Origin of the sequence: Mucilaginibacter ginsenosidivorans, from assembly GCF_007971025.1 — a bacterium.
Classification (GTDB): Bacteria; Bacteroidota; Bacteroidia; order Sphingobacteriales; family Sphingobacteriaceae; genus Mucilaginibacter; species Mucilaginibacter ginsenosidivorans.
The window spans coordinates 584,872-609,795 of sequence record NZ_CP042436.1 but is presented as its reverse complement, the minus strand read 5'-3'; the positions used below and the strand labels follow the sequence as shown (position 1 = coordinate 609,795).

The 24,924-nt window shown below is 44.6% G+C and carries 21 protein-coding genes; 14 read left to right on the top strand and 7 right to left on the bottom strand.

Features of this window, described 5'->3' with window-relative positions:
- Window positions 1-2: 2 nt before the first annotated feature.
- Window positions 3-1,085, bottom strand: a complete 1,083-nt coding sequence (locus FRZ54_RS02850) for an aldo/keto reductase (protein ID WP_147030144.1) — start codon at window positions 1,083-1,085, stop codon at window positions 3-5.
- Window positions 1,086-1,108: 23 nt separating this feature from the next.
- Entirely contained in the window at window positions 1,109-2,299 is a 1,191-nt protein-coding gene (gene fucP, locus FRZ54_RS02845; RefSeq protein WP_262712289.1) for an L-fucose:H+ symporter permease, read from the bottom strand.
- Window positions 2,300-2,545: 246 nt separating this feature from the next.
- Here fucP and FRZ54_RS02840 point away from each other — a divergent pair, with 246 nt between their 5' ends.
- A complete protein-coding gene (locus FRZ54_RS02840) occupies window positions 2,546-3,421 on the top strand; it encodes a helix-turn-helix domain-containing protein (RefSeq protein ID WP_147030142.1) in 876 nt (291 codons plus the stop codon).
- A gap of 45 nt (window positions 3,422-3,466) precedes the next feature.
- Here the strand turns inward: FRZ54_RS02840 and FRZ54_RS02835 are convergent, their stop codons facing one another.
- Window positions 3,467-5,425 (bottom strand): alpha-L-fucosidase, encoded by a 1,959-nt coding sequence (locus FRZ54_RS02835; protein ID WP_147030141.1) that lies wholly within the window; start codon window positions 5,423-5,425, stop codon window positions 3,467-3,469.
- Between the two features lie 561 nt (window positions 5,426-5,986).
- On the opposite strand from FRZ54_RS02835, the gene FRZ54_RS24930 reads away from it, so the two are divergent.
- The 6 genes from FRZ54_RS24930 to FRZ54_RS02805 all read left to right on the top strand — a co-directional run bounded on the left by FRZ54_RS24930 (window position 5,987) and on the right by FRZ54_RS02805 (window position 10,090).
- Window positions 5,987-6,151: an RICIN domain-containing protein gene (locus tag FRZ54_RS24930; RefSeq protein WP_147030140.1), complete on the top strand. Its 165-nt coding sequence runs from the start codon at window positions 5,987-5,989 to the stop codon at window positions 6,149-6,151.
- A 471-nt stretch (window positions 6,152-6,622) separates the two neighbouring features.
- Window positions 6,623-7,363, top strand: coding sequence for a hypothetical protein (locus FRZ54_RS02825; RefSeq protein WP_147030139.1), 741 nt, complete (start codon window positions 6,623-6,625; stop codon window positions 7,361-7,363).
- Between the two features lie 197 nt (window positions 7,364-7,560).
- The gene (locus FRZ54_RS02820) at window positions 7,561-8,211 is read left to right on the top strand and encodes a hypothetical protein (protein ID WP_147030138.1); all 651 of its coding nucleotides are present in this window, start codon (window positions 7,561-7,563) and stop codon (window positions 8,209-8,211) included.
- 80 nt (window positions 8,212-8,291) lie between these two features.
- Window positions 8,292-9,113, top strand: a complete 822-nt coding sequence (locus FRZ54_RS02815; RefSeq protein WP_147030137.1) for a sugar phosphate isomerase/epimerase family protein — start codon at window positions 8,292-8,294, stop codon at window positions 9,111-9,113.
- A 90-nt stretch (window positions 9,114-9,203) separates the two neighbouring features.
- Window positions 9,204-9,665 carry a DoxX family protein gene (locus FRZ54_RS02810; protein ID WP_147030136.1) on the top strand — a complete coding sequence of 154 codons (462 nt, stop codon included), beginning with the start codon at window positions 9,204-9,206 and terminating at the stop codon, window positions 9,663-9,665.
- On the top strand, window positions 9,662-10,090 hold the full coding sequence (locus tag FRZ54_RS02805) for a GNAT family N-acetyltransferase (protein WP_147030135.1): 429 nt from the start codon (window positions 9,662-9,664) through the stop codon (window positions 10,088-10,090). The genes FRZ54_RS02810 and FRZ54_RS02805 overlap by 4 nt, the downstream gene beginning before the upstream one ends.
- Window positions 10,091-10,101: 11 nt before the next feature.
- Here FRZ54_RS02805 and FRZ54_RS02800 read toward each other — a convergent pair whose 3' ends face one another.
- The gene (locus FRZ54_RS02800) at window positions 10,102-10,632 is read right to left on the bottom strand and encodes a lipocalin family protein (protein ID WP_147030134.1); all 531 of its coding nucleotides are present in this window, start codon (window positions 10,630-10,632) and stop codon (window positions 10,102-10,104) included.
- A gap of 242 nt (window positions 10,633-10,874) precedes the next feature.
- Between FRZ54_RS02800 and FRZ54_RS02795 the strand changes: the two genes are divergently transcribed.
- Window positions 10,875-11,204 (top strand): hypothetical protein, encoded by a 330-nt coding sequence (locus tag FRZ54_RS02795; RefSeq protein ID WP_147030133.1) that lies wholly within the window; start codon window positions 10,875-10,877, stop codon window positions 11,202-11,204.
- A 168-nt stretch (window positions 11,205-11,372) separates the two neighbouring features.
- On the opposite strand, the gene FRZ54_RS02790 is transcribed toward FRZ54_RS02795, so the two are convergent.
- The 3 genes from FRZ54_RS02790 to FRZ54_RS02780 all read right to left on the bottom strand — a co-directional run bounded on the left by FRZ54_RS02790 (window position 11,373) and on the right by FRZ54_RS02780 (window position 17,042).
- Window positions 11,373-12,950 (bottom strand): SusD/RagB family nutrient-binding outer membrane lipoprotein, encoded by a 1,578-nt coding sequence (locus tag FRZ54_RS02790; protein ID WP_147030132.1) that lies wholly within the window; start codon window positions 12,948-12,950, stop codon window positions 11,373-11,375.
- A gap of 19 nt (window positions 12,951-12,969) precedes the next feature.
- Complete coding sequence (locus FRZ54_RS02785; RefSeq protein WP_147030131.1) at window positions 12,970-16,269, bottom strand: SusC/RagA family TonB-linked outer membrane protein; 3,300 nt, start codon at window positions 16,267-16,269, stop codon at window positions 12,970-12,972.
- A gap of 191 nt (window positions 16,270-16,460) precedes the next feature.
- Window positions 16,461-17,042 (bottom strand): phosphonate degradation HD-domain oxygenase, encoded by a 582-nt coding sequence (locus tag FRZ54_RS02780; protein ID WP_147030130.1) that lies wholly within the window; start codon window positions 17,040-17,042, stop codon window positions 16,461-16,463.
- Window positions 17,043-17,258: 216 nt separating this feature from the next.
- On the opposite strand from FRZ54_RS02780, the gene FRZ54_RS02775 reads away from it, so the two are divergent.
- The 6 genes from FRZ54_RS02775 (at window position 17,259) to FRZ54_RS02750 (ending at window position 24,921) form a co-directional block, all read left to right on the top strand.
- The gene (locus FRZ54_RS02775) at window positions 17,259-17,837 is read left to right on the top strand and encodes a helix-turn-helix domain-containing protein (RefSeq protein ID WP_147030129.1); all 579 of its coding nucleotides are present in this window, start codon (window positions 17,259-17,261) and stop codon (window positions 17,835-17,837) included.
- A gap of 174 nt (window positions 17,838-18,011) precedes the next feature.
- Window positions 18,012-18,698, top strand: coding sequence for an HAD hydrolase-like protein (locus tag FRZ54_RS02770; RefSeq protein ID WP_147030128.1), 687 nt, complete (start codon window positions 18,012-18,014; stop codon window positions 18,696-18,698).
- A gap of 5 nt (window positions 18,699-18,703) precedes the next feature.
- The gene (locus tag FRZ54_RS02765; RefSeq protein WP_147030127.1) at window positions 18,704-20,011 is read left to right on the top strand and encodes a DUF5690 family protein; all 1,308 of its coding nucleotides are present in this window, start codon (window positions 18,704-18,706) and stop codon (window positions 20,009-20,011) included.
- Window positions 20,008-21,132: a TIGR03364 family FAD-dependent oxidoreductase gene (locus FRZ54_RS02760; protein WP_147030126.1), complete on the top strand. Its 1,125-nt coding sequence runs from the start codon at window positions 20,008-20,010 to the stop codon at window positions 21,130-21,132. Before FRZ54_RS02765 ends, FRZ54_RS02760 begins: the two co-directional genes overlap by 4 nt.
- Window positions 21,133-21,232: 100 nt before the next feature.
- Complete coding sequence (locus tag FRZ54_RS02755; RefSeq protein WP_147030125.1) at window positions 21,233-23,791, top strand: phosphocholine-specific phospholipase C; 2,559 nt, start codon at window positions 21,233-21,235, stop codon at window positions 23,789-23,791.
- Between the two features lie 137 nt (window positions 23,792-23,928).
- Entirely contained in the window at window positions 23,929-24,921 is a 993-nt protein-coding gene (locus FRZ54_RS02750; protein ID WP_147030124.1) for a hypothetical protein, read from the top strand.
- The last annotated feature ends 3 nt before the right edge of the window (window positions 24,922-24,924 follow it).

Below are 24,924 nucleotides of genomic sequence, written 5' to 3'. Positions count from 1 at the left end.
GGTTAATCTTGCGTAGTGGTTTCGTGACGAAGCCAGGACACAAAATCCACTTCGATCAAATCATTGATTTTTAATTCCTGCCAAAATTCCAAAGGAATATTTGCGTTAAGCATACCCAGGTTGGATTGAACCCGAGCCGCGTTAGTCGTGTTTAAGGCTATGCTTTTTACCCCCGGAACGTTTAGCGCAAATTGAACACACGCTTCCGATGGTTTTACATTGAACTTATTGCATTTTTCAAAAAAATGGTCGCGCCATTTATACAAAGCATCATTTTGTGAAGAACCTCTTTCGATCAGCCGGTAATCATAATAATTGCTGCCAACAAGGAACCCCGATTGGAATACCGCGGAGTTAATTACATAGACACCGCTGGCCTCCATTTCGACAATAAAATCCAGCAGTTCTTTCGGATGGCTTTTAATGGTCATACTGTTGGCTATCATGATCCAATCCAATTGAATGTCTCCGGCAATCCGCCTGATGATCTTCCAGTCTTTGGCACCAAGGCCAATAGATTGCACTTCCCCATGTGCCTTTAAATCGTGCAAAGCATCATATGCTTCGAGAACGTCATTGTACAGTTTCTCTGCATGATGATGATCTTTGGCGTTGTTAATGTATTCATCGGGATCGTGTACGGAAACCATTTGAGGTATATATCCGCCAAGTAATTCATTGCCTTGTTCGAAACAATCGATAATCCCGTCATAACTTATGTTTTGAATGGCGTCGTGTTTTAAATTTTTCCAGACGCCGGGCTCGAAAGTTGGCTCTGCTGTTTTTAGTTCGGTGCGAAGCCAGCCCAACTTATTGCTGATAACAACTTTTTCCTGCGGAATATTTAATTTCCTGAGACATTCCCCAAGCGACTTCAATGCCAGGCCGGCGCCATATTTTCCTGCCGAATCAAATATCACTTTGCCATTTGAAAGGCGAACACACTCACTTACAATATTTAACTTTTCGTCTTCATCCAAAGCAACGAACAGGTTTCCCAAACCGCTAGTCCCGAATATAACAGGCGGAAGATTTAGTGGCTCTTTCTCCAATCCCTTTGATCCTGGCTTTTGATATCCTTCCATTTTCACTCTTGATTTTTAAAATATCATAATGTTGCACCAATTGCCGGTCCTTCTTCAAAAACAACTTCAGGAACGGTCTTATGTCCCTTCCATCCAAAGTATGCCACGATTGAAAAACAAAATAGCGGAACCAGGTAGCCTATTTGAATATCGCCGGTTGAATCGCTGATGATGCCAAATACCCTTGGCAGAATAGCACCGCCAACAATGGACATGATTAATAAACTGCTGCCGTATTCCGTATCGCCCCCAAGATCAGCAATGCCGAGGGCGAAAATGGTTGGAAACATCACCGACATAAAGAAACAGATCAGGATCACTGCATAAATCGTTATCATTCCATTAGCTCCAATTGCCACCATACATAATAAGATATTGATTGATGCATAAATTGTAAGCAGTTTGTTAGGCTTAATGTATCGCATGAGAAAAGTTCCGAAGAAACGGCCAATCAAAAAGGCAATACCGCAGGCGCCTAAATAATCTGCAGCCTTCATTTCGCTTAAGCCTGCTGACTTGCCGGCATATAGTACAAATAAGCTGAAAACACAAACTTGAGCACCCACATAGAAAAACTGTGCTATTACCGACCAGGTGAGATGTTTGTGCTTAAATGCATGCAAAATATTTTGGCTTTTTTCCTTTCCTGTTTCTTTATGCTGGATCGCAGGCAATTTGGTTAGCGTAAATGCTATTGCTATAACTAATAAAACAGTGCCCAAAATAAAATAAGGGGTCTTAACAGAAGAGGCTTCTGATGCTAATGCAACCTGCCTTGCTGCGGATGACATCGCATTTAGCTGTTGTTCAGTGTATCCTTGACCAAGAATGACTCTTGCGCCAATTACGGGCGCAAGCGCGGCCGCCAATCCATTGAACGATTGGGCAAGATTTAATCTTTGCGTACGTGTTTCGTGTGGTCCTAATGCTGCTGCATATGGATTGGCGGCTGTTTCGAGAAACCCTAGACCGCAGGCGATCACGAACAATGCGAAAAGAAAATATAGATATGACTGGGTATTGGCTGCCGGGATAAATAAAAATGCACCGATTGAAAAAAATATTAGGCCCGTTATGATGCCAATTTTGTAGCCGAATCTTTTCATTACGTAACCGGCAGGCAAAGCCATGAGGAAATAGGCAATGTAGACTGCAGAATCAACAAGGGTTGATTGTGTAGTCGTCAACGTAAACGATTTTTTTAAGTGTGGAATCAGGATAGGGTTCAGATTATTTGAAAAGCCCCATAAAAAAACAATGAGGTTACCAGCATAAATGCGAATCCGGTTTTTGAAACTTTGCTAATTGCTACATCTTTTGGAAGTGACGTATTCATATCGCATTCATTTAGGAAAATTGGTTGATAACAAATTTATTCTCCAACCTTGTGTTAATCGTTGCATTAAATAGACTTTCTTTTATACAAATCCGACTTTTTACCGAACTTGCAGTTCCAAAATATGAGCAGAAGATTATTGGGGCATAATTTTTCGTTGCTGCACGTTGATTATGTCAAACTGAATAAAAAGTGGAACTATGCCAATGTGATCAGTCCTTATTTCAGGATTTATTATATTGATGAAGGGGAGGGGTTTGTTTCGACCAAGCAGGAAAAGATTAAGCTGGAGCAAGGTTATTTGTATATTATTCCAAGCTTTACCTTATGCCATCTTTCCTGCAATGAATACCTGAGCCAGTATTTCCTACACTTTTTCGAAGAGTCGGCAGAGGGCGTTTCAATTTTTGAGAATAACAGAAAAGTAATAAAGGTTGCCGCAACTGAAACAGATATTACAAACTTCAAAACCGTATTGAATATAAATCCAGGCAGGGGCATCAACCGGTCCGACAATCCGGCAGTATATGAAAAGAATGCCTATTACAAAAGCTACCAGGAATTGAACAATATCGTTATTGATCCTGTTTATTTTGAAACCCAGGGCATAATTCTCCAGTTAATTTCCCGCTTTTTAAATTCTTATGGATTTAAGCACAAAAACCCTGATCCGGTCCCTTCTAAAATTTTAGATGCGGCCAGGTACATTCAATTAAACCTTAAAGAAAATTTGACAGTGAATTATTTAGCTGGACGGGCAAACCTGCACCAGGATTATTTTTCCAGATTGTTTTTTAAGCATACCGGACAAAGGCCATTGAATTATTTGCACGAAAAAAGGATCGAACGGGCGCAATATTTAATTGCAACTACGACGTTATCCTATATCGAGATCGCAGAAAAAACCGGGTTTGAAAACCTGCCGCATTTCTCAAAAATTTTCAAAAAAGTTACCAGTCTTACCCCGGGCGAGTATAAAAAATTGAATGGATTGATATAGGTTGAATATTAAATTAAAGAATAAGAATTATTCAGGATTTAAACTTTATGGGAAGACATTTTGGTTTAAATGCACAGCAAGTACAGTTACATCCGGGTCGGTTCCTTTGACATTCTTTAGAATAGTGGTTCCATCTGCCTGACTTTTAAATTGCACAGCATTCCCCTCTGATAAAGAATAAATTCCGACCACTTTTTGTCCTTTATTTAACGCCGGAAGCACAAATTCTTTTTCTTTGAATCCATTAAGAAGATAAACGTAAATGTACTTTCCTTTATACGCATAACCATATTGACCGTCTTTAGGGTCCCAGGGGCCACCTCTTGTGCCATAAACTGCCTCGCCAACTTTCGTTAACCACTTTCCTGTTTCACGCAAAACATGCTGCTCCGCCATCGAAATTTGTCCGTGCCTGTCCGGACCAACGTTGAGCAGTAAGCTCATATTCCGGATCACACAATCTGACAGCATTCTTTTTATTTGGGCCAAATTCATCACCAGGCTTGAGTCTGCCTGGCCAGGCGTATAGCCCCAACCGGGGCCTATAGACATACATTTCTCCCAAATTTCCTCAGTCCTGACGGGACCGGTGATTGGGTTGCCGCCTTCCTCAGATTTAAAGTCGCCATACCATCCGCTCCGTGGATTCACGATCACATCCGGCTGGTATTTCCTTACCATTCCCATTAAACCAAGCGGTTTTTGGGTTTTCCCATCGAAGTCCCGGATGTAAGGGTCTACGGGCCACTTATTGTCACTACTCTGGTATTTGCCCGATTCCCAGAAGTTTGCAGCATCTGCGTCGCTGCCTTGCTGATTGATCCAGCCACCATCCCAGAAAATGATATCGATCTTGCCGTAATTAGTAACAAGTTCCTTAACCTGTTCATACAGGTCTGCTTTCAATCGGCGGGCATTTTCTTTATGAGCCGGATCAGTGGTGTATCCAAATTTGTTTGGCTTGCAGTCGGTGCCGTCAATATCATAATAACCGGGGTATCGCCAGTTAATTAAAGTTTTATAGAGACCGACCCTTAAATCATATTTCCTGCATGATTTTACATACTCGGCAACAAAGTCACGATTGTGGGTCTGTTTGCTGGAAAAGGCATCCCGCGCTTTTGTGTTAAAAAGGGCATAACCATCATGATGCATGGTCACCATCATCATATACTTCATTCCTGCATCCCTGGCCAAAGATGCCCAGTCGTCTGCGTTAAATTTATCAGCGGCAAAGTAAACATCACCGCTTTCCGGATAGGCAAATTTCCGATATTCTTCCGGTAACATGCCTTTTCCTGCATTCCAATCTCCACCATTTTCCATATACCACTCTCCTTTACCAGGGCCTGCATACAATCCCCAATGGATGAACATGCCAAATTTTGCATCGAGTAGCCAGTCCATGGTTTTATTGGGCTGTTGGGTGAGGCCCATGTCTGTTTTGGGGTTCCTAATTTTTGGAGGGGATATTCCAGCTATTTTTTTGGGAATATAGGTCCCCATAAATTCCAGTTGCAGCCCATCCGCCCATGCGCTGTTTTTTCCGGCATTTTCCGGATTCTCTATTTCAATTGTTGCATTTTGCCGGCCGGCCCCGGTAAAAACGTCAACATTCACTTGCGTCCAGGCCGCCATAGCGCTGGCAACACTGGCGTCATGCGGGCCCAATCCATGGACGTTAAGCCGTACATCGCCCGAACCGCTTGCTGTTTTAAGCCAGGCAGTCAGTCTATAATGCGACAGTGGCTTTAGAGAGACTTGCTGCCGAATTAATGTCCCCGAACGTAACTCTATTGATTGCTTCCCTTCATAAGGGATTATAGCAGATAGAACGGGGCTATTTCCCACGCTTGTCCAGGGTTTTATCGTGGAAGCTTCGAAATCCGGATTTTTAATTTGACCAGACATTTGTTGACATAATCCGCTGCTGTAAACTGCAACAAATGATATGCTTACAAATAATTGTATGAATACAATGCTCTTTTTTTGTAGTAGGGTCATTAATTTAAATTTGGGCCTATGTAGTCAAGTCAGTTTTTAAACCATAACGTGCTAACAAAATTACGCGGAAGAGTGAGTGTTGAATGACACTAACGTTCACGTTTATAATTATAATGTAAAGCGCGCCTTATTTTAAGTTTCGAACCACTAGTCTAGTTAAAATTGGTCAATACAAAAATATTCCCACCTCCTTTTAAAATCATTGTGTTAAATAGACTTTATTTTATCTAAATCCGACTTTTTCGATCCTCAATTCCGTCACAACAGCCACGACCATCGGGCACTAATTTTTTCGTCATAAAGGTGAGCGTTATTAAAGGTACGATATACCACAAGTGCTGAGCAATAATTGCCATTCGATTGAAAATTAACTATTGTTTATAGTAAATTTACCTGTGGTTAATATTTAAACTATTAATATTATCAATGTAGACACTGCCTTTTTTTAACCCGGTATACCTTTGTTCCCGGAAATACCGGGAAGGAGTGACCTCCATTTAGGCCAAGGTCTGAGAAACATTTTGCGATTGGATGGAGTGGCAGCAACGGCGGCAACGTTGATTGTGGGATTATAGTGGCGGTAATAATCAAAAATGGAAGATTCAGCTTCCAGACAATGGTTACCATAAAATCATCAATGTAAACAGCGGGAAGGCTTTGGATCTTTATCAACTTTCATTAAATAACGGGGGATCATTATCTCCTTTTCAACTTACAAATGATTGATTTTTGAACCGCTTTTCCTTGTGAAAACCCCATGAATAACCTATCTTTATATCTTAAGATTTGCATTTAATCTGTATCAAAAAAGCGGTGAGTAATTCGGTGAGTACGTAATTTAGCCCGCTACAAAATATTGAAAGTCAGCGATTTGGGAATACAGTTCGATTCTCGTCGGGACCACTGAAAAGGGAAAGCCTTTGGATGAATGTCTAAAGGCTTTTCGTATTAGTAGGCACGCTTAATGCCTAAGATCAGCCATCTCATGCGGCTCCAAATCACCTTCATCAAAACCTTTTACGAACAGAAGGATGAAGGCCATATACGTTCCTGCAGGTTATAACTTATTGCATGTCAATACATAAATGATTTTTTGGCTGTCGCAAACGCACCCCAAAATTGTCAGTTATGCCCCTTTCTAAACCCAATTAAACCTGGTAACTCACCTATTATAATTAAACCCTAAAATAGATGAATATGCGAACCTTTTCCCTCTTTGTCTCATTGTTTATTGCCGTACAAAGCTACGCGCAAAATGCGACCCCCAGGCTGGAGAAAATGCCCACAGACCTGGAAACCGACTATGCGCTAAGTGCGCTGCCTCCGCAACTACGTCCCGGCGCTACGGTTTATTTGCTGGACCCCGCGAAAGGTTATTATATGTCCCGTAAAGGATTTAACGGTTTTATTTGCTTTGTTACACGAACAGCGTGGGAGTGGGCCGAATTCAGAAATGATATTTATACTGCTATTAGTTACGATGCGGAAGGCGCCCGCGCGATTTTCCCCGTTTACGAGGCGGCGGCGGCTATGCGGGCGTCCGGTAGATTTACTGCCCTTGAAGTTCGAAACATTATAATCGACAGGATTAAAAAAGGAATGTATAAAGCACCGTCGCGCCCCGGCATTTCATACATGCTGGCGCCGGTAATGCGTGTTTACCCCGCCACCCCCTCGGAGCATAAGGTGGTTACGATGCAGATGCCGCACTACATGTTTTATGCCCCTTATTTAACAAATAAAGATATAGGTAACATACCGGACGGCCAACAAGACGGCCCGGTTTTGATTAACCCGGAGGCAATGTTCCTGGGAGAAAGAAAAGCGCCGTACGGGTACATCATTGTTCGCGCGGGCGAAAAGGAAAAGGCAAAAATAGTTGCAAATAATAAAATGTTGCTTAAACGCCTTGCTGACTACAAACCATTTTTAAAATAAAAACAGGTATGTAATAGAAGCGCAAATCATCCATAAAAGAGTTTAAGCCATAGTTTAAGGAGCACCGAAAAGTCAAAAGCCTTTAGATGAAAGTCTGAAGGCTTTTTCGATTAGCCGCCTGCTTCTTGTAACCCCGGCGGTAATTTAACTACCTTTGTGCTCATGATATTTTTAACAACCTGGTCATTTCACAAAATATGAAGAAAATTTACCTGCCTCTATTACTGAGTCTTTTCTTATTCGCGTCGTGTAGCCCCCATTTAGTTACACAGGGGATAAAAGATAAAACCTCGAATTACATTGTCACAAACGATGGGAAACGCATTAATACATCATCTGTAAGTATACGTACTGGCTCGGTAACGGCAGACACGGGAGGGGTCACGCTTACCAATATAAGTGCAATAAAACAGGGTCAGGCTTATTATGGCGTTAAAGATGGCAACCTTTACGATGGCGTATATTACGGTAAATTAATGCTGTTAAGGCGTTATGCGGGCAGATCATACAACATGCAAACACACGCGTCGCATGCGGTCTACAATTATTATCTCCAAAAAGCAGATCAGCCTGAGATCATTGACTTAAACGGCAGGAACCTTATCGAAAGCGTGCGGGACAACCCCTTGGCGCTGCGAAAAGCAAGGGCATCGCGAATTTATGCGAACATCTCAATTATTAGTGCGGCGACAGCTATAACAGGCCTTTCGTGCGTATTTCTTCCTTATAGCAGCCCAATAAGAAAAACGGCAGTTACCGTGGGACTTTTTTCAATGCCAACGTTCCTGATAACGCTGCCTATTGCCTCTCATAAAAGATATAAGACAATTATTGTTTATAACCGCTGATGCAATAAAGTTTATATCCTGGTCTTAGTCATTTTTGTGCAGTAATATGTATAATTTTAATGCCTGAGTTCAGGCATGCTATGCAATTCCAAATAAACTTTATAAAAACCTGCTGGGGGCAAAAAGACCCTAACCTTTCGTTTATTAATGAACTGGAAAGAGATGGGTATTCCGGCGCGGAAGTAAATGTATGCTCAACAGGCAGCAAGGCTGGAGAAATAGCGCGGGCGCTTAAAGATGAAGGGCTCGTTTTTGTAGCGCAGCAATGGCTGCCGCCAAAGCTGGAAACGACGGATCAATATATTGACCAATTAAGATCGAACCTGGATGATATTGAAGCGCTGCGTCCGGCGTTTGTTAACTCACATACAGGAAAAGATTTTTTCAGTTTTGAAGATAATTGCCGCGTTATCGGTATTATAAACGAATTTTCTGTTCAGTCTGGTATACCTGTTTACCACGAGACCCACCGGGGGCGTTTTGCATTTCATGCAGACAGTTTATTGCCATACCTTGAAGTTTTTAAGGACCTTAAGCTAACCGCAGACTTTTCTCATTGGTGCGTCGTTTCTGAAAGCCTGCTACAGGATCAGCAGGAGATACTGGAAAAGATCATACGCCATGTAAAATATATCCACGCCCGTATCGGCCACGCCCAGGGCGCGCAAGTGAATAACCCTTCGGCACCTGAATGGAAAGGTCATTTGGATCAATTTTTTAGCTGGTGGGATGCGATCATTGATAAAAATAAAAAAGCCGGTGAGCCGGGAATTTTTATTTGTCCCGAATTTGGCCCGGTGCCTTACATGCCCGCTGAGCCTTTTACCCTTACACCAGTTGCAAGCCAGGACAAGGTTAATGACTGGATGCTAAGGCAATTAAGATCGCGGTACCTGCAATGATGTTCTTTAGCAGGTAGATATTACCTGTTTTTTAAAAAAACTTACCGTTTACTGTAAGGGTTTTTCTTTTTTCCGACTAACGTAAAAGCTATGGAAAAGAAATACACCCGCGTGGCACCGTTATTTTTAAGATTGATAATTGGGGCAGGAGCTATGCAGCACGGTTGGGCAAAACTTTCGCGGGGACCGGCCGGTTTTGAAAAACTACTGATCTATTTGAACATCCCATTTCACCATCTCGCCTCGCTGACGGTACCTTATATCGAGCTTTTATGTGGCCTGGCTATATTGCTGGGGGTATTTACCAGGTGGGTATCGATACCGCTTATTTGCACCATGCTGGTGGCTATGTTCACTATACATATACATTATGGATTTAGCTCGATCAAAACAATAGGTTTGACGGCCGATGGCCCCTTGTTCGGCCCCCCGGGTTACGAGGTAAACTTATTATACATTGCCGGTTTGATATCGCTGATGCTTACCGGCGCAGGTGTGATGTCCGTCGACGCCTACCGCAACAAAAAAACTACCTCCGACTGGTCGTTATGAAAATATCAATTGCCGCCGAAGCAGATCATGAAGAATTGGTCGCTATATGGGAGGCTTCCATAAGAGCTACCCATAGCTTTTTGCCCGAAGAAGAAATATTGTATTTCAAGCCGTTTGTACGGCAGTATTTCGACGCGGTGGATTTGTACCTGATCAGTCTGGATGACAGAATATCAGGCTTTTTGGGTGTAAGCGGCCAGGAAGTGCAAATGCTGTTCTTACACCCCGATGCCCGCGGGAAAGGTGCCGGTAGGTTATTGATGGAGTTTGCAATAAATAACTGCGGGGCAACGAAGGTAGAAGTTAACGAGCAAAACGAACAGGCGGTTGGTTTCTATAAGCATCTCGGTTTTAAAATTTTCGACAGATCAGACCTTGATTACCTTGGGAAGCCCTACCCAATATTGTCGATGGAACTGATTTAAGACCGGGATGCCTACATCCATTCCAGCTTCGATACATCAAAACCAAGCGCTGTTGCTTTGGCGAGGAAGCGGCCCTTAACATCCTCCGGCATGCTGTTTTCCCGTGAAATGATCCACAGGTAATCCAAACTATTGCCCGAAACCATGGCGTATTGGTACGTGGCATCAACATCCAGTACATTATAATCCAGGTAAATAGGCAGGTAGTAGGACACTTTTAGCTTGCCCCGGGTGTCCGGACCGATAAACTTCGCCCGGCCATCCGCTTCCACGGGCTTGTTTTTGTCGAAATTGTAAGCGCGGGTAACTACCTTGATGGTACCATCGTCATTCAGCGAATACTCCTCGGTCAGGTTTTTCAGGTTCTTTTCGATACGGTTGGGAAGCCGGGCAATTTCGTTCCAAAGCCCCATATACTTATGTTTGTCAAATGGCTGCACAATGGCGCCATTGGGTATCTTGCTTTTTGGCCACAGTGCATAGGCCAGCCCGGCTATTCCTACACCAGCTGCTGCCGCGATGATCCATTTTTCCTTCTTCATAATTATAATAAACGGTCAGAATCGTTTTTGTTTATAAACGCACAATTTTTACCCATCGCATTTATCGGAATATACTACGGCTATAAAATCAGGCCGATGGTTATAATAGATACAAAAATGGTAAAAATTACTTTGCCTTTTTAAAGCATCGTAAAGGGAATGCCCGATAATTGAAAGTAATGTTTCAGTTTATAAGTTTTGATCTTTATATTTGATTACCACTTATTAAAACCGTTGAAAACATGAAAAAGTATTTATTATCTGCCGCTGTTGTTCTTGCAATGTGCGCCACTTTCGGATTCAAGGTTGACGGTAGTCACCTGAAGGGTTACATTGACGATTCACACTGCGCTGGCAGCAAAACACCGATGTGCACACCGGCAACCCGTGTACATTGCGCACAGGAATGCATTAAGGGCGGGGCCTCGGCCGTACTGGTTGTGGGCGACAAAATTTACAAAATAGCCAACCAAAAAGCTGTTTTGAAGTATGCCGGCAAAAATGTAACTGTAGATGGCACCGTTACTGACGATACCATCCAGGTTACAAAGATCACTGAAACTAAGTCCTGAGCATTTATATTGCCCTTTCAAGATTTTAAGCCCCGGGTCGGACGACCTGGGGTTTTTGTTTACCATGACGTCGCTTTTCAGGAAAAACGAAAAAAGCAAAGGCGGACTCGCGCCCGCCTTTACTGAAATTTAATTTAGTAGGTATAGATTGCTATTATTGACTAGCCTTTATTTAAGTATCCACATAGTTCCGTTGATATCATCATTACCGGAGTACTGGCTTTGTAAAGCTGTGTTGTAATTTGTGGCATTGGCAGTGCGTTCGCTCGACGGATACTGGAAACGTATGGCTATACGCTGGCCGTTGCCGGTACCCGGGCCGGTTGTGAACGCCGGGACGCCAGTACGACGGTAAGTAAAGTAAGATTCCAATCCCGCATGACGGAAAAGCGCCAGGTACCTTTGCTGCAATATCTGGGTTAAACCCGTTGCACCGCCTGCATATTTAACCGAAGCCTGGTTATAATAAGTGGTCCAGTCCGTATTAATGGTGAAAGTGTCGTAATTACCTGTGTTGGTAACGTCGGTTGATCCCGGGCGATAAAAATAGGCAGTGAACGAACCCGTTGTTGGTATGCTGTACGAGGCCATAGATGCCTGTATGCCATTAACGTAGTGGGTTTCGGCATTGCCTGCTACCCAACCGCGGTTGATGCCTTCGGCGATATTAAACTCCTGTTCCGCATAACCGATCTGGATGCTTGGCTCGCCGGTGAAGGTTGAGTAATAGTACTTTCTGTTGATGAAAGAGTATAAACCAAGGCCTGCGTTGGCATACATAATACCCAAATCCAAACCCGGATCGGCACCGACAAAGGAATCAAAATCTGTTGCGCTTTGGTGCAGGTCGTCCACATAATGACGGGCAGGTTCAGCCGTTACATAAACCCGTGGGTCTTTTAAGGTAGTTAGAAGCTTAATATAGGTTTGCGACGAATTCTGTCTTGAACCGTTCTGTCCAAAGTTATTGGGGTTCATCGGGTAATAATTTGTCGGCGAAACAAAAGTGTATTGCAGGTTATCAGCTGCGCTTGCCATCAGCGGATATTTGGAAGGATTGGTTACGATGGCAGAAAATGCACCCGGAACGTTAAGGTCGCCGTCTGCCGCCTGCTTACTTAGTTCAAGTAATAGCCTTAAATGAAAAGCATTTACCGTTTTTTGCCATTTGGCCAGGTCGCCGTTAAAGAAAATGTCGCCGCCTACCGAGTTGCCACCGGCCGCTATCAGCGTGGTCAGATCGGTATTGGCGCTTTCGAGCCACGCCAGGCATTGGATCATTACTGCCTTTTGTGCATCGTATTTTGGCGTAAGATTTCCAAGGCCCTTTAATGCTTCGGTCATAGGTATATCGCCTTCCTCCAGGCTCATTTTGCTGAAGAAGTAAGCGCGGAAAAATTTTCCAAGGGCGCTGTAAGGGTTTACATCCGGCTGACCTGCAGCTACAGCCTGCTGCTCCATCAGGACCACATTTTTTAGCGTATTGTAATAATTATCGCCCGAACCAAAGTTGTAGGTATTGTTGCCATAGTAATTGTAGTTATAAATAAAATACTGGCAGTATATCTCGTTTGAGTTATCAGGGAAATCCACCATACTGTTTGCAATGCCATTGAAAAGCAATGAGGCGGGCACACTTTGCGGCACATTCGGGTTTTTGGTCAGGTCCTCGTAACTCTTTTTACAACTGCTTACCGTCAGCAAAATCAGCGCCGGCAGTAAGTACATTTTGAATATTTTTTTCATGATCATTATCCAATTAAAATTAGAATGAAGCTTTTAAGTTAACGCCATAGCTTCTTACCGTTGGCGATTGCAAACCGGTAAGTGTTGTGCGCGAATTTGCATACTGGTCAAGGTCCACATCTTTAAATTTCGGGTCCTTGTAGAAGTAAAGCAGGTTTCGCCCGTATACAGAAGCAGAGACTTTTGAGATGAATGTTCCCTGCAGCCATTTTTTAGGGAAGTCGAAAGCAACAGTTACCTCACGCAGTTTTGCATATGTTTTGCTCATCAGGTAGGCTTCGCTCACGTTATAATATTCGCTGGCATATTCCTGTACAAATGCAGGCGTTTGGTTAGCGCCATACTGCAGTGCGCCGTAATTTAAAACAGCCCCTGTTTTAGAGTCATAATTCGGCGCAACACCGTTCGATATCTGGACGCCCTGCCCTATGTAACTCCCTTTATAATTGGCATCGGGCTGCTGATTGTTGGCAGGGAAATGAAGCCAATCCTGGTACCGTGCCGCACCTAAAGCTCCTTCGGCTGTTAAAGCATTGGCCCCGCCGCGCATGGTTTTGTTAAATACATAATCCCGTGTTACACCACCAACCGAGCCGTCAAACTGGAAGCCTAAACTCCAGCTCTTATACCTCACATTATTATAAATGCTCCACGTATAGTTCGGGTCAAGGTGGCCCAGGTATTGTGGTACAGGGTTAACCAATGGTTCGCCGTTGCTGCCGTTGATGATCTTGCCATCGGGAGTACGTACAAAGGCGCTGCCGTAAAATTTGTCTACGCGGTCGCCTTTCTGGAAGAAGGTGTTATAGGTACTCTGGCCCGGAGGTAATTCAAGGTAAATTTCCTTATAGGTGGACCAGTTAACCAACACGTTCCAGGTAAAGCCACCCATATCTTTTATTGGTACGCCGCTTAGTGACAGCTCATAACCTGTTTTCTTTGTTTTTAGTGCATTAATGAATTCGTCGGTATAACCGGTTGCAGTTGAGATCGGATTATCCAAAATTCGCGGACCGTCGATATACTGGAAAGCAGTACCGCTCAATCCTAAACGGTTTTGCAGGAACTTGATATCGAAACCTTCTTCGTAGTTTACACGGGTCGAGGTTTTGATATTTTGCTCGAACAATGAGTTGGGGCCATAACCTGCGGTTTGATTATTGTAAGGCTTGCCTGTTGAGTAAGAGGAAAGCAGCGAGTAATCAGGACCGTTATAAGGCGAATTGTAAGTAGTGCCGTAGCCCAGCGGATTGTCAAACAACGATGGTCCCGTGCTGCCACCATAAGCAGTAATGGTACTGAACGGGGCAGGACCTATAGTTGAGCTTGTAGCATCGGAACGGATGTTAGCATACGAGAACCTGGCTTTCAGAAACGATATAAATTCCGGCAGTTTAACATAATCAGAGATCACAGTAGCTGCCGATACGCTTGGGTAATAGTAAGTAGCAACGTTTTGCAGTGCCGATGAGTGTTCCACACGGAAAGTACCTGATAGGGTCGCATACTTGCCAAACGATGCATCCAATGAACCGAATACGCTTAACTGTCGTTCGGCCGAGTTAAAGCTGGTAGCTTGTATCGGGTTTTTCGAGTTACTGAAAGCGTAAACTCCGGGTACGTTCAGGTAATCGGTAGATACCCAGCTCGAATTGTATTTAAAGCTGCGCAGGTTACCGCCCACCAAACCTGAAAGGTTCAGAAAGCTTTTAACAGTGTAGTCGTAGTTTAATGTCAACAAGGTGTTGTTTTCAAACAGGTCACGGCGGTCTTCGCGGTAGTCGCCCTGGTTGCCTTCGCGACCGTATGGATGTGCCGAGTAAGGCAGGTCCTCTGTACGCAAAAGATTGTAGGTGCTGATCTGGTTTTTCAGTGTTACGTTCAGGTGGTTATCGATCTTGTAGTTACCCGAGATATAACCGTAGGTATCATTTTTATAATGTCCGCGTGTCCAGATCTTAGTCAGGAACCAGGGGTTATGATAACGGGTATATTCTTCAAATACCTGTTGTGTGCCTACTTTACCCGGCTGCCATATACCTTTAATATCAGGTGCGTTTACGTCCCAGTCGGCGCCTGTCCATATAGCCATGTTATAGATGATACTATTCGGACCGTACTGAACATCCGGAAAGTCATCAGTGCTTTGCCTGTTAAAATCAACACTTGCCTCAAACTTCAGCCGCGAGGTGGGGTTGAACGATGCGTAAAAGTTAACGTTAGCAACATCCAGGTACTGGGATGGGATATAGCTGTTCTGGTGTTGTTGAGATACCGAAAAACGGGTAGTATAAGTATCGCCGTTAGCGGTTAATGCGATGTCGTTGTTGGTTTGAAAGCCGGTGCGAAGGAAGTTCGCGAGGTTATTTGCACCCCTGGCCGTCCATGGAGTGCCCTGGCGAACGCCATCAACTACCGGGCTATCGTACTGCGGGATAAGCTGACCGTTGAAGTATGGTCCCCAAACGTCGTAATCGCTGTCCACACCGCCCGGTGCACCGCCCCTGCCGTCAACAAACTGATAGTAGGTGTTTTCGCCCGGACCGAATTTGTTTTGGATCCGTGGAAACGCGAGAAACCCCTTATTGATCACGGTGCTGCTGTTAATGTCGACAGTTAAGCCCTTTTTATTGGCTGCGCCTTTTTTAGTTGTAATAAGGATAGCGCCGTATTGAGCCCGGCTGCCATAAAGTGCAGCCGCGGCGGGGCCTTTCAGCACTGTATAGGAGTCGATATCGTCCGGGCTAAGGTCGAACGTGTCCGAGTTGATGGGCAAACCATCAACTACATATAGCGAAACTGTGTTACCGCGTATAGTAACATTTGGCACGCCAAGCAGCTCTGATGTTGCGCCTACCGATAAACCGGCGACTTTACCTATCAGGCCGTTAACGGGATTTGGATCACGGGCGGTAGTCAGATCTTCGCCTTTAACGGTTTGTGTGGCATAACCCAGGCGCCGGGTCTCCTTTTTAACACCGAGGGCCGTTACCACCACTTCATTCAACGCTTTGGTATCGGCCACAAGTGTAATGTTGTAATTAACCTGGTCGCCCACGGTAACTTCCTGCGGTACATACCCAAGAAATTTGAACGAAAGCACCTGCCCTTTTTCAACGGTAAATAAAAAACGCCCGTTGAGGTCGGTTACAGTTCCCGATGTAGTGCCTTTAAGCGTTACGCTTACTCCGGGCAGCGGTTGTTTGTTTTCGTCGGTCACCGTACCGCCGATCTTGATTTGCCCGAACAGGAGAGCCGGGGACAGACATAATAACAATGCCGTTATTACTGTCCGTAAGTGAATGTAAAGCTGCTTCATTTGCTTAAACTAATTGATGAGAGAGGTTGGAATTTCATACAGCAATACTAAACTTAGTTTATTATTAGTAAACTAAGTTTGTATTAAGGAAAGCTTAAGCTTGCGTACAGCGGAAGTTAAGACGGGTGGATTTTGTAACCGCAGAGTTACAATCGACTTACAATTCGTTAATATTCAGGCAATAATAAGGGTCAGTTGTTTTTGTACAAATGACTTATTGCCAGTAGTTTAAGATGAGATATATCGGGGGTTGGTTTGTTAGTTTCCTTGGCCTTGTCGTCCCAGTACCTGAGGCGTATGAATAATTCGGCGTCGGGATTTTGCTCAAAATCGATAGCCTCCTGCTCGGTCATCCTGCCGCCCTGGAATTCGAGCGTGGCCTTGCTGGCGTCCGAAAGCTGGTTATAATATTCGGGGTATTTATAGGTAAGATATCTTTTAGCTACAACGTGACTTTGCACCATGGTTGCTATTCTTTCAGAGAAGCCTTTATTGCGCAGGTAATCGGCCCCAAGTTTTTCGTGGTCCATAGTACCAAATCCGTCCATACTTGCAGCTTCACCGTTGCTGGCGCACAGGTGACCTATATCGTGAAAAAATGCAGCTAATACTACTTCGTCTTCAAAACCTTCCTCTTCGGCAAGCACTGCTGCCTGCGACATATGTTCCAGCTGCGAAACAGGTTCGCCTATATAGTCTTCGTCGCCATGCTTTTCATATAAAGCGAAAACTTCATCCACTATGGGTTCGGGGTTAAATACTGGTTTTGTCATCGTAATAGCGCTTTAGACAAATTAAAGAATTAGATATTAGGAAATTATTAAATCATCGTAATGTATTCGCAATGTTTAATGCATTATTAAAACATAACATTGATTTAACGCAAGATGTTTAAATCTTAAATTTATTTGCTGTGTCGATTTTACCGGACGCAATTATATTTATAATTTGTAAGCACTAACGCGATACAACCAACGTTAAACCTTTCTATGGAAGATGACATACTGATACAGATCAGTAACCGCATAAAAGAACGCCGCCGCGATAAAAATATTACCGTCCAGGAACTTGCCAGCCTTGCCAACGTGAGCAAGGGCCTTATCTCGCAGATAGAAAATAGCCGCACCATACCATCGCTAATGGTGCTGATAGACATCATAAAAGCGCTTGAAATAGATCTTAACGAATTTTTCAAAGATATCCGCACCCCCGGTCAGCAGTCGCCTATACTGGTGATGCGGAAAGATGAGTACGAGTATTTTGAAAAGGAGCACACAACTGGTTTCAGCTACCGGCGCATACTGACAAAATTTGTAGATCATTCTACCATCGACGTCGTATTGCTCGAATTGGAACCAAATGCCACCCGCCCTTTGGTCGAGACGGACGCCTATGAATACAAGTACATCCTCTCGGGCGATATCGAGTACCGGTTCAACGATGAAAAGATAAAACTGCAACAGGGCGACTCCATGCTCTTCGACGGTCGTATCCCCCATACCCCTGTTAATGTAGGCGACGGGCCGGCCAGCATGCTGGTGGTTTATTTTTTTGAGGAGAAGAAGTAGTTGACCGGTTGATTAGGTTGGATTAAGTTGATTTGGTTATTTATTTCGACAACTAAAACTTAATCAACCGCTCACATAATCAACCCAATAAACTATCTTAACCAAACTTTAACATAAATTTGGTTTGATATTAATAAACTAAGTTTAGTATTGCTCAACAAAATACGACCCTCTATGTCCATTAAATTAGTTGTTTTTGATATAGCCGGCACAACGGTTAAGGATGATCATAATGTAAGCAAAGCATTCCAGGCTGCGCTGAAAAAGTATAATTACGAGATACCCCTTGAAATGATAAACCCATTAATGGGTTATGAAAAGAACCAGGCCATCACCCAAATGCTGCATCTGCACGAACCTGATGAGTCCAAAATAACGCCGGAACTGGTTAATGAGATACACCGCGAGTTTGTAAAGCAGATGATCTGGTTTTACCGGAATGAGCCGGGTATCGAACCTCTGCCTAATGTCGAGGAAACTTTTGCCGAATTGCATGATCAGGGTGTACTTGTTGGTGTTAATACCGGCTTTTCAAAGGATATTGCCGAAACGGTAGTGGACCGCCTGCAGTGGCGCGAGAAAGGGCTGATCGATTACCTGGTCGGTTCGGATGAAGTGGAATTGGGCCGTCCTCACCCGTTTATGATACAAAAAATGATGTATGAGGCAGGCATAACCGATCCGCTCGAAGTAGCCAAGGTTGGCGATACTGAAGTGGATATGCGCGAAGGGCTGAACGCCGGCTGCAAATATGTTATCGGGGTTACTACGGGGATATTCACCGGGGAAGAACTGGAGGAATACCAGCCAACCCATATCATCGACGATATTGCTGAAGTGATCGACATCATCAATCAATAACATTAATGGAAAAGCTGCGGGCAAAAGTGGCTCAATGGCCCTACGGACTGGTTTCGCTGATGGCGGCAATTTCGTCATTTGGGGCTTATACCTGTATGTACGCGTTTCGGAAGGCTTACGCCGCCGGCACTTTTTCGGGTATACAATACCTGCACGTCGATTACAAAGTATGGCTGGTCATCGCGCAGATCATCGGTTATACCATGAGCAAGTTTTACGGTATCAAATTTATATCCGAGTTAAAGCCCGGGCAGCGCGCCAAAAGCATTTTGTTGCTGATAGGCATTGCCTGGCTGGCATTGCTGCTTTTTGCTGTTGTACCCGCCCCTTACAATATTATATTCCTGTTCATCAACGGCTTTCCACTGGGGTTGATATGGGGCCTTGTTTTCGGGTATCTTGAGGGCCGCAAGTCGACAGAATTTATGGCAGCGGTGCTTTCTATTAGCCTGATATTTGCTTCAGGATTTGTTAAGACCGTGGCAAGGATGCTCATGAGCTCATTTCATATCAGCGAGTTTAACATGCCTTTTATAACAGGGGCATTGTTTGTCATCCCGCTCCTGTTGTTTGTATTCCTGCTCGAATTAATGCCACCGCCGACCGCCGAGGATATACGCCTGCGCACCAAGCGTCTGCCAATGGATGCTGCTGAGCGTAAAAGCTTCCTGCAGCGTTTTCTACCGGGCATTATCCTTACGCTTGTCATCTATGTATTGCTGACCATTATGCGCGATGTAAGGGACAATTTTGAAGTAGAGATATGGGCCGGCCTGGGCATTAAAGATAACACGATATACACCAAGATCGATACCATTATATCGGTAGCAGTATTGATCGCGATGAGTTTGCTCATACTCGTTCGCAAAAACCTGAAAGCGTTTGCGCTTATCCATGTCATGATCATCGCGGGTTGCGTGCTTATAGGTATCGGTACAGTGTTATTTGCCTTGGGGCTGATAGGCCCGATGGTTTGGATGACTCTGGCCGGTTTGGGGTTGTACATGGGTTATGTACCGTATAATGCTGTTTTTTTCGAGCGGCTTTTGGCCTCGTTTCATTATAAAGGTAATGTCGGCTTCCTCATTTATGTGGCCGATTCAATAGGTTACCTCGGCAGTATCAGTGTGCTGCTTGTAAAAGAACTTGGCCATCCGGGCGTTAGCTGGGGAGAGTTTTTCAGGGATAGCGTGCTGGCTGTTGCGGTAGTCGGCGGTATTTGCGCCACCTTATCATTAATGTATTTTCTCCGCACCGCACGCAAACAAGGCAGGGAATTGGAAGAACAAGAAATGACTATTTTACCGGTATGAAAAATTCGTCAGCAATAGTGATTGGTGCAGGTATCGTTGGCCTGGCAACCGCAAGGGCGCTGGCTTTGCGGGGTTACCGGGTAACCGTTTTTGAACGGAATGAAAGGGCGGTTGGTGCATCCATCCGTAATTTTGGTATGATATGGCCCATCGGCCAAGCTACCGGTCCGTTGTTTGAGCGGGCTATATTGTCGCGGAGTATCTGGAAAGAGGTCTGTACAGAAGCTGGTATCTGGCACGATGAGGTGGGTTCCATGCATCTGGCCTACGAGGATGATGAGTTGCAGGCGATACGCGAATATGTCGAGGTAAACGAAAAGTACCGCGATTGCGCTTTACTTACCCCGGCGCAGGCGCTCGAAAGATCGCAGGCCGTTAATCCGGACGGTCTCAAAGGCGCCCTTTGGAGCGGCGAGGAAATGATCGTCGAATCGAGGGTGGCTATAGGGCAGGTGGCACAATACCTTGCCGGTAAATATGATGTCGAATTTCATTGGAATACTGCCATCAGTAAAATTGAATACCCTAAAGTATTTTCAGGCGCATTAAGCTGGGAAGCAGATGAAATATTTGTTTGCAGCGGGGCCGATTTTGAAACACTCTACCCTGAATTATTTTTAGCGACCGACATTACCAAATGCAAACTGCAGATGATGCGCCTGGTTGCCCAGCCCGATGGATGGCGCATAGGTCCGGCGCTTTGCGGTGGGCTTTCCATGATACATTATCCTGGTTTTAAGGCCGCTGCTTCATTACCCCAATTACGGAAACGCTACGAGGAACAATACCCGGAATATCTTAAATGGGGTATTCATGTAATGGTTTCGCAAAACGGCGGCGGCGAACTGACCATCGGCGACTCGCACGAATACGGGCTGGTGCATGATCCATTCGATAAAGAATTTATCAACCGGATGATAACGGATTACTTACATACTTTTGCCAGCTTTAAGGACTGGCAGCTAATGCAATCGTGGCATGGCATCTATCCGAAAATGATGGACGGCCGCACCGAACTGATATTGGAACCTGAAGCAGGTGTTACTATAATCAATGGTATAGGAGGTAATGGCATGACATTGTCTTTCGGCTTATGCGAGGAATATATCGGCAGCAGGTAAACCATGTGCAGATGCGTAAACGTGCAAATGCATAATGCCAACTATTTACAAACCTTGCTAATCTGCACATCTGCATATTTGCACATTTGAAATTAACACTATGAGCGACTCAAGAAGAGATTTCCTAAAAAAGGCAGCCCTTTTAGCAGGCGCTGCGGGTGTGGCCAATTTGATACCGGCGTCGATCCAAAAAGCAATGGCGATAAACGCCCCGGTAGGCAGCACCTATATGGATGCCGAACATATTGTGATACTGATGCAGGAAAACCGTTCGTTCGACCATACCTACGGCACCCTAAAAGGCGTTCGTGGCTTTAACGATCCGCGCGCTATCAATCTTCCCAACGGCAACTTAGTTTGGCTCCAATCCAACGCGGAAGGAGAGACTTTTGCACCGTTTCATCTCGATATTAAAAATACCAAAGCTACCTGGATGAGCTCGCTTCCGCATTCGTGGCAAAACCAGGTTGACGCGCGGAATGATGGCAAATTTGACAAATGGCTGGAAGAGAAAAAGAACAGTATCAAAGAATATAGCCACATGCCTTTAACCCTGGGCCATCATAACCGTGAAGATATTCCTTTTTACTATGCGCTGGCCGATGCGTTTACCGTATGCGACCAGAATTTCTGTTCCTCGCTAACAGGTACCAATCCCAACAGGCTTTATTTCTGGACGGGTACGGTAAGGGAGGAGCAAAACGAACATTCGAAGGCCAATGTCTGGAACGAGGATATGGATTACGGTACGTTAAAATGGACCACTTTTCCTGAACGTTTGGAGGAATTGGGTATATCGTGGAAATGCTATCAGAATGAGGTAGCGATAGACGTTGGTTTTGATGGCGAGGAAGACCCCTGGTTATCTAATTTCCAGGATAATCCATTGGAGTTTTTCAAACAATATAATATCCATCTTCATCCAAAACATATTGAGGCAATAGGCAAAAGACTAAATCAGTTGCCAGCCCTGATAGATGAGCTACAAAAAAAGATAGACGCACTGCCTGCCGGTGATGCCCATATCGATCATCTCAAGCATCAGCAAAAGGACATGCAAAACTACCTGGATGCTGTAAAAAAGGAAAAGGAGATTCGCAAGCCCGGTGATTTCGACAAGTTGCCCAATCATGAGAAAAGCATTCATTTGAAGGCGTTCAGTACGAATATAAACGACCCCGACTATCATACATTGGCCACCTTAAAATACGACGATGAAGGGACTTCCCGCGAAGTACAGGTGCCAAAAGGCGATGTGCTGCACCAGTTCAGGGAGGATGTGAAGAATGGACACTTACCCACAGTCTCCTGGTTGACAGCCCCCGAACATTTCAGCGACCATCCGAGCTCGGCGTGGTACGGCGCATGGTACGTATCGGAAGCACTGGATATACTGACGCAAAACCCCGACGTATGGAAAAAGACCATCTTCATTCTTACTTACGATGAGAACGATGGTTATTTCGACCACGTGCCGCCATTTGTCGCCCCACATTCGCATAAAGAGGGTACCGGAAAAGTATCCAATGGCATGGACACCAGGGTTGAGTTTGTTACACTCGACCAGGAACAGGACCGCAAGGATTTTCCCATTCATTATGACCGTGAAAGTTCGATAGGCCTTGGGTTCCGTGTGCCTATGGTTATCGCGTCGCCATGGAGCAAAGGCGGCTTCGTTAATTCCGAAGTGTTCGACCACACATCAACACTACAGTTCCTGGAACATTTCTTGTCAAAAAAGACGGGAAAGAAAGTAGTTGAGCCGAATATCAGCGACTGGCGCAGGGTTGTTTGCGGCGATCTTACCTCGGTTTTCAGGCCCTACAATGGCGAACAGATAGCCAGCCCTGAATTTTTGAAAAGGGACGATGTTGTTGAAGGTATACACAAAGCGCAATTCAAAAAATTGCCCTCCGATTATAAGTTATTAACTAAAGACGAGATTTCGGGTATCAACAGGGCCCCTCACTCCGCACCTTATATGGCACAGCAGGAAAAAGGCATCAAGCCATCATGTGCCCTGGCGTACGAGCTTCATGCCGATGGAAAATTAAGCGCCGATAAGGGCTCGTTTGAAATAAAATTTACCGCAGGCAATAAGGTATTTGGTGAGAAAGCCATTGGCGCCCCATTTAATGTGTACGCGCCCGGCCGCTACCAAAAAAGAGACGGCAACGGCTTTGAAAATGTCCGCACCTGGTCGTATGGTTTAACTGCCGGAGATACCATTGCCGACAACTGGCCGCTGCATGAGTTCGAAGATAAAAACTATCACCTGCGCGTGTATGGTCCCAATGGTTTTTACCGCGGCTTCAGGGGGAATGCACAGGACCCGGATATAAACGTTGATTTTAATTACCAGGGTGGCCTTGCAGATAGTAAGAAGCTAACGGGCAATATAATATTGACCCTGGCTAATGCAAGTAAAAAACAGCAGACAATCGAAATAACCGACCACTCCTACAAAATAAATAATCACACTAAAACTCTGCCGGCGCCGGGAAAAACTACCCTGGTATTAGACCTCGCGAAAAGTTATGGTTGGTACGATTTCAGCGTAAAAATTGCTGGGTATGAAAATTTTGAAAAGCGATATGCAGGTCGTGTGGAGACAGGTAAAGCGAGTTACAGCGACCCTTTTATGGGCAGGATAATATAAGATTATCGTGTTCTCTGCCTTAGTACCCGTTGCCTAAAGTTTTCCCGACCGGCGATCAAATTATTTGATGGCCGGTCTTGTACTAATTGGGTAAAAGCCTTATTATCGTAAACTAATTCGTATACCAACCTTTCACAATGAACCTTAGAAAAATTATTACCCCTTTTGTATCCGTACTCTTCACTTTATTTATTGCTCTGAGCTGCTCGTCGCCCAAACCGGGAGTATATGCCAACGACCAGATACCGGCAGGAAAAAGAGCGGATCTGCATGAATTGAACACCCAGCTGTTTGACGGCCTTAAAGCAAACGACGCCAAAAGTTTGTCGCTTATCTTCTCACAGGACATGATAGAAAGGCATTATACCCTGAAACAGGTGGAAACCATCAGCAATCACATTAAAGAAGGAGCCTACACCCTGATGGATGAATATTACCTGGTGAATAAAAGAAAGGGGAATGATACCATTAAAGTGACTGGCAGAAATATCAATGACCACGACCTGGTAATTGACGCCGAAACGCCGGAGATGTACCTGGCGCTATTCGGCCAAAAATCGATCCCCAACCAATGGATGGTATCTGCTATTTACTGCAAGCTGAGCTATGGATGGAAAGTGGTATTAATGGATATAAACCCGTACACAAAAAATGGAAAAACGTCTCCTGAACTTTACGAACTGGCGAAAGATAAATATGCGAAACACTATTTGGTCGACGCGCTTAACCTGATGGAGCTTTCGCATGATTGTTCGGAACCTTTCCAGGGCTGGATCAATCCCGATGTGGCCGCCGGGAACAAATTCTACACCGGCCTGCTGAACGAAGCCAACGAAAAATACCGCCTTCCACTTGTAATTAAACAGGTACCGACACAGCCAAAAATATTCGAGATAGCTACGCAAACCACGCCGGAAGGGGTGTTCCCAATGATCTATTATTATTCAAAAGTGAAATTGAGCGATGCGGCCGGGATAAAAAAAGAAAATGAAGCGGTTAGGAAAGTCATAGGGACCATCGTGCCCGGAGTCGATAAGGACAAAAAATATATCTTTTACAGCGTATTTAACAAACACCCGAATTCGTATGAATCGGTTGACAGGTATGAGGTAACGGATACCTTAAAATAATGG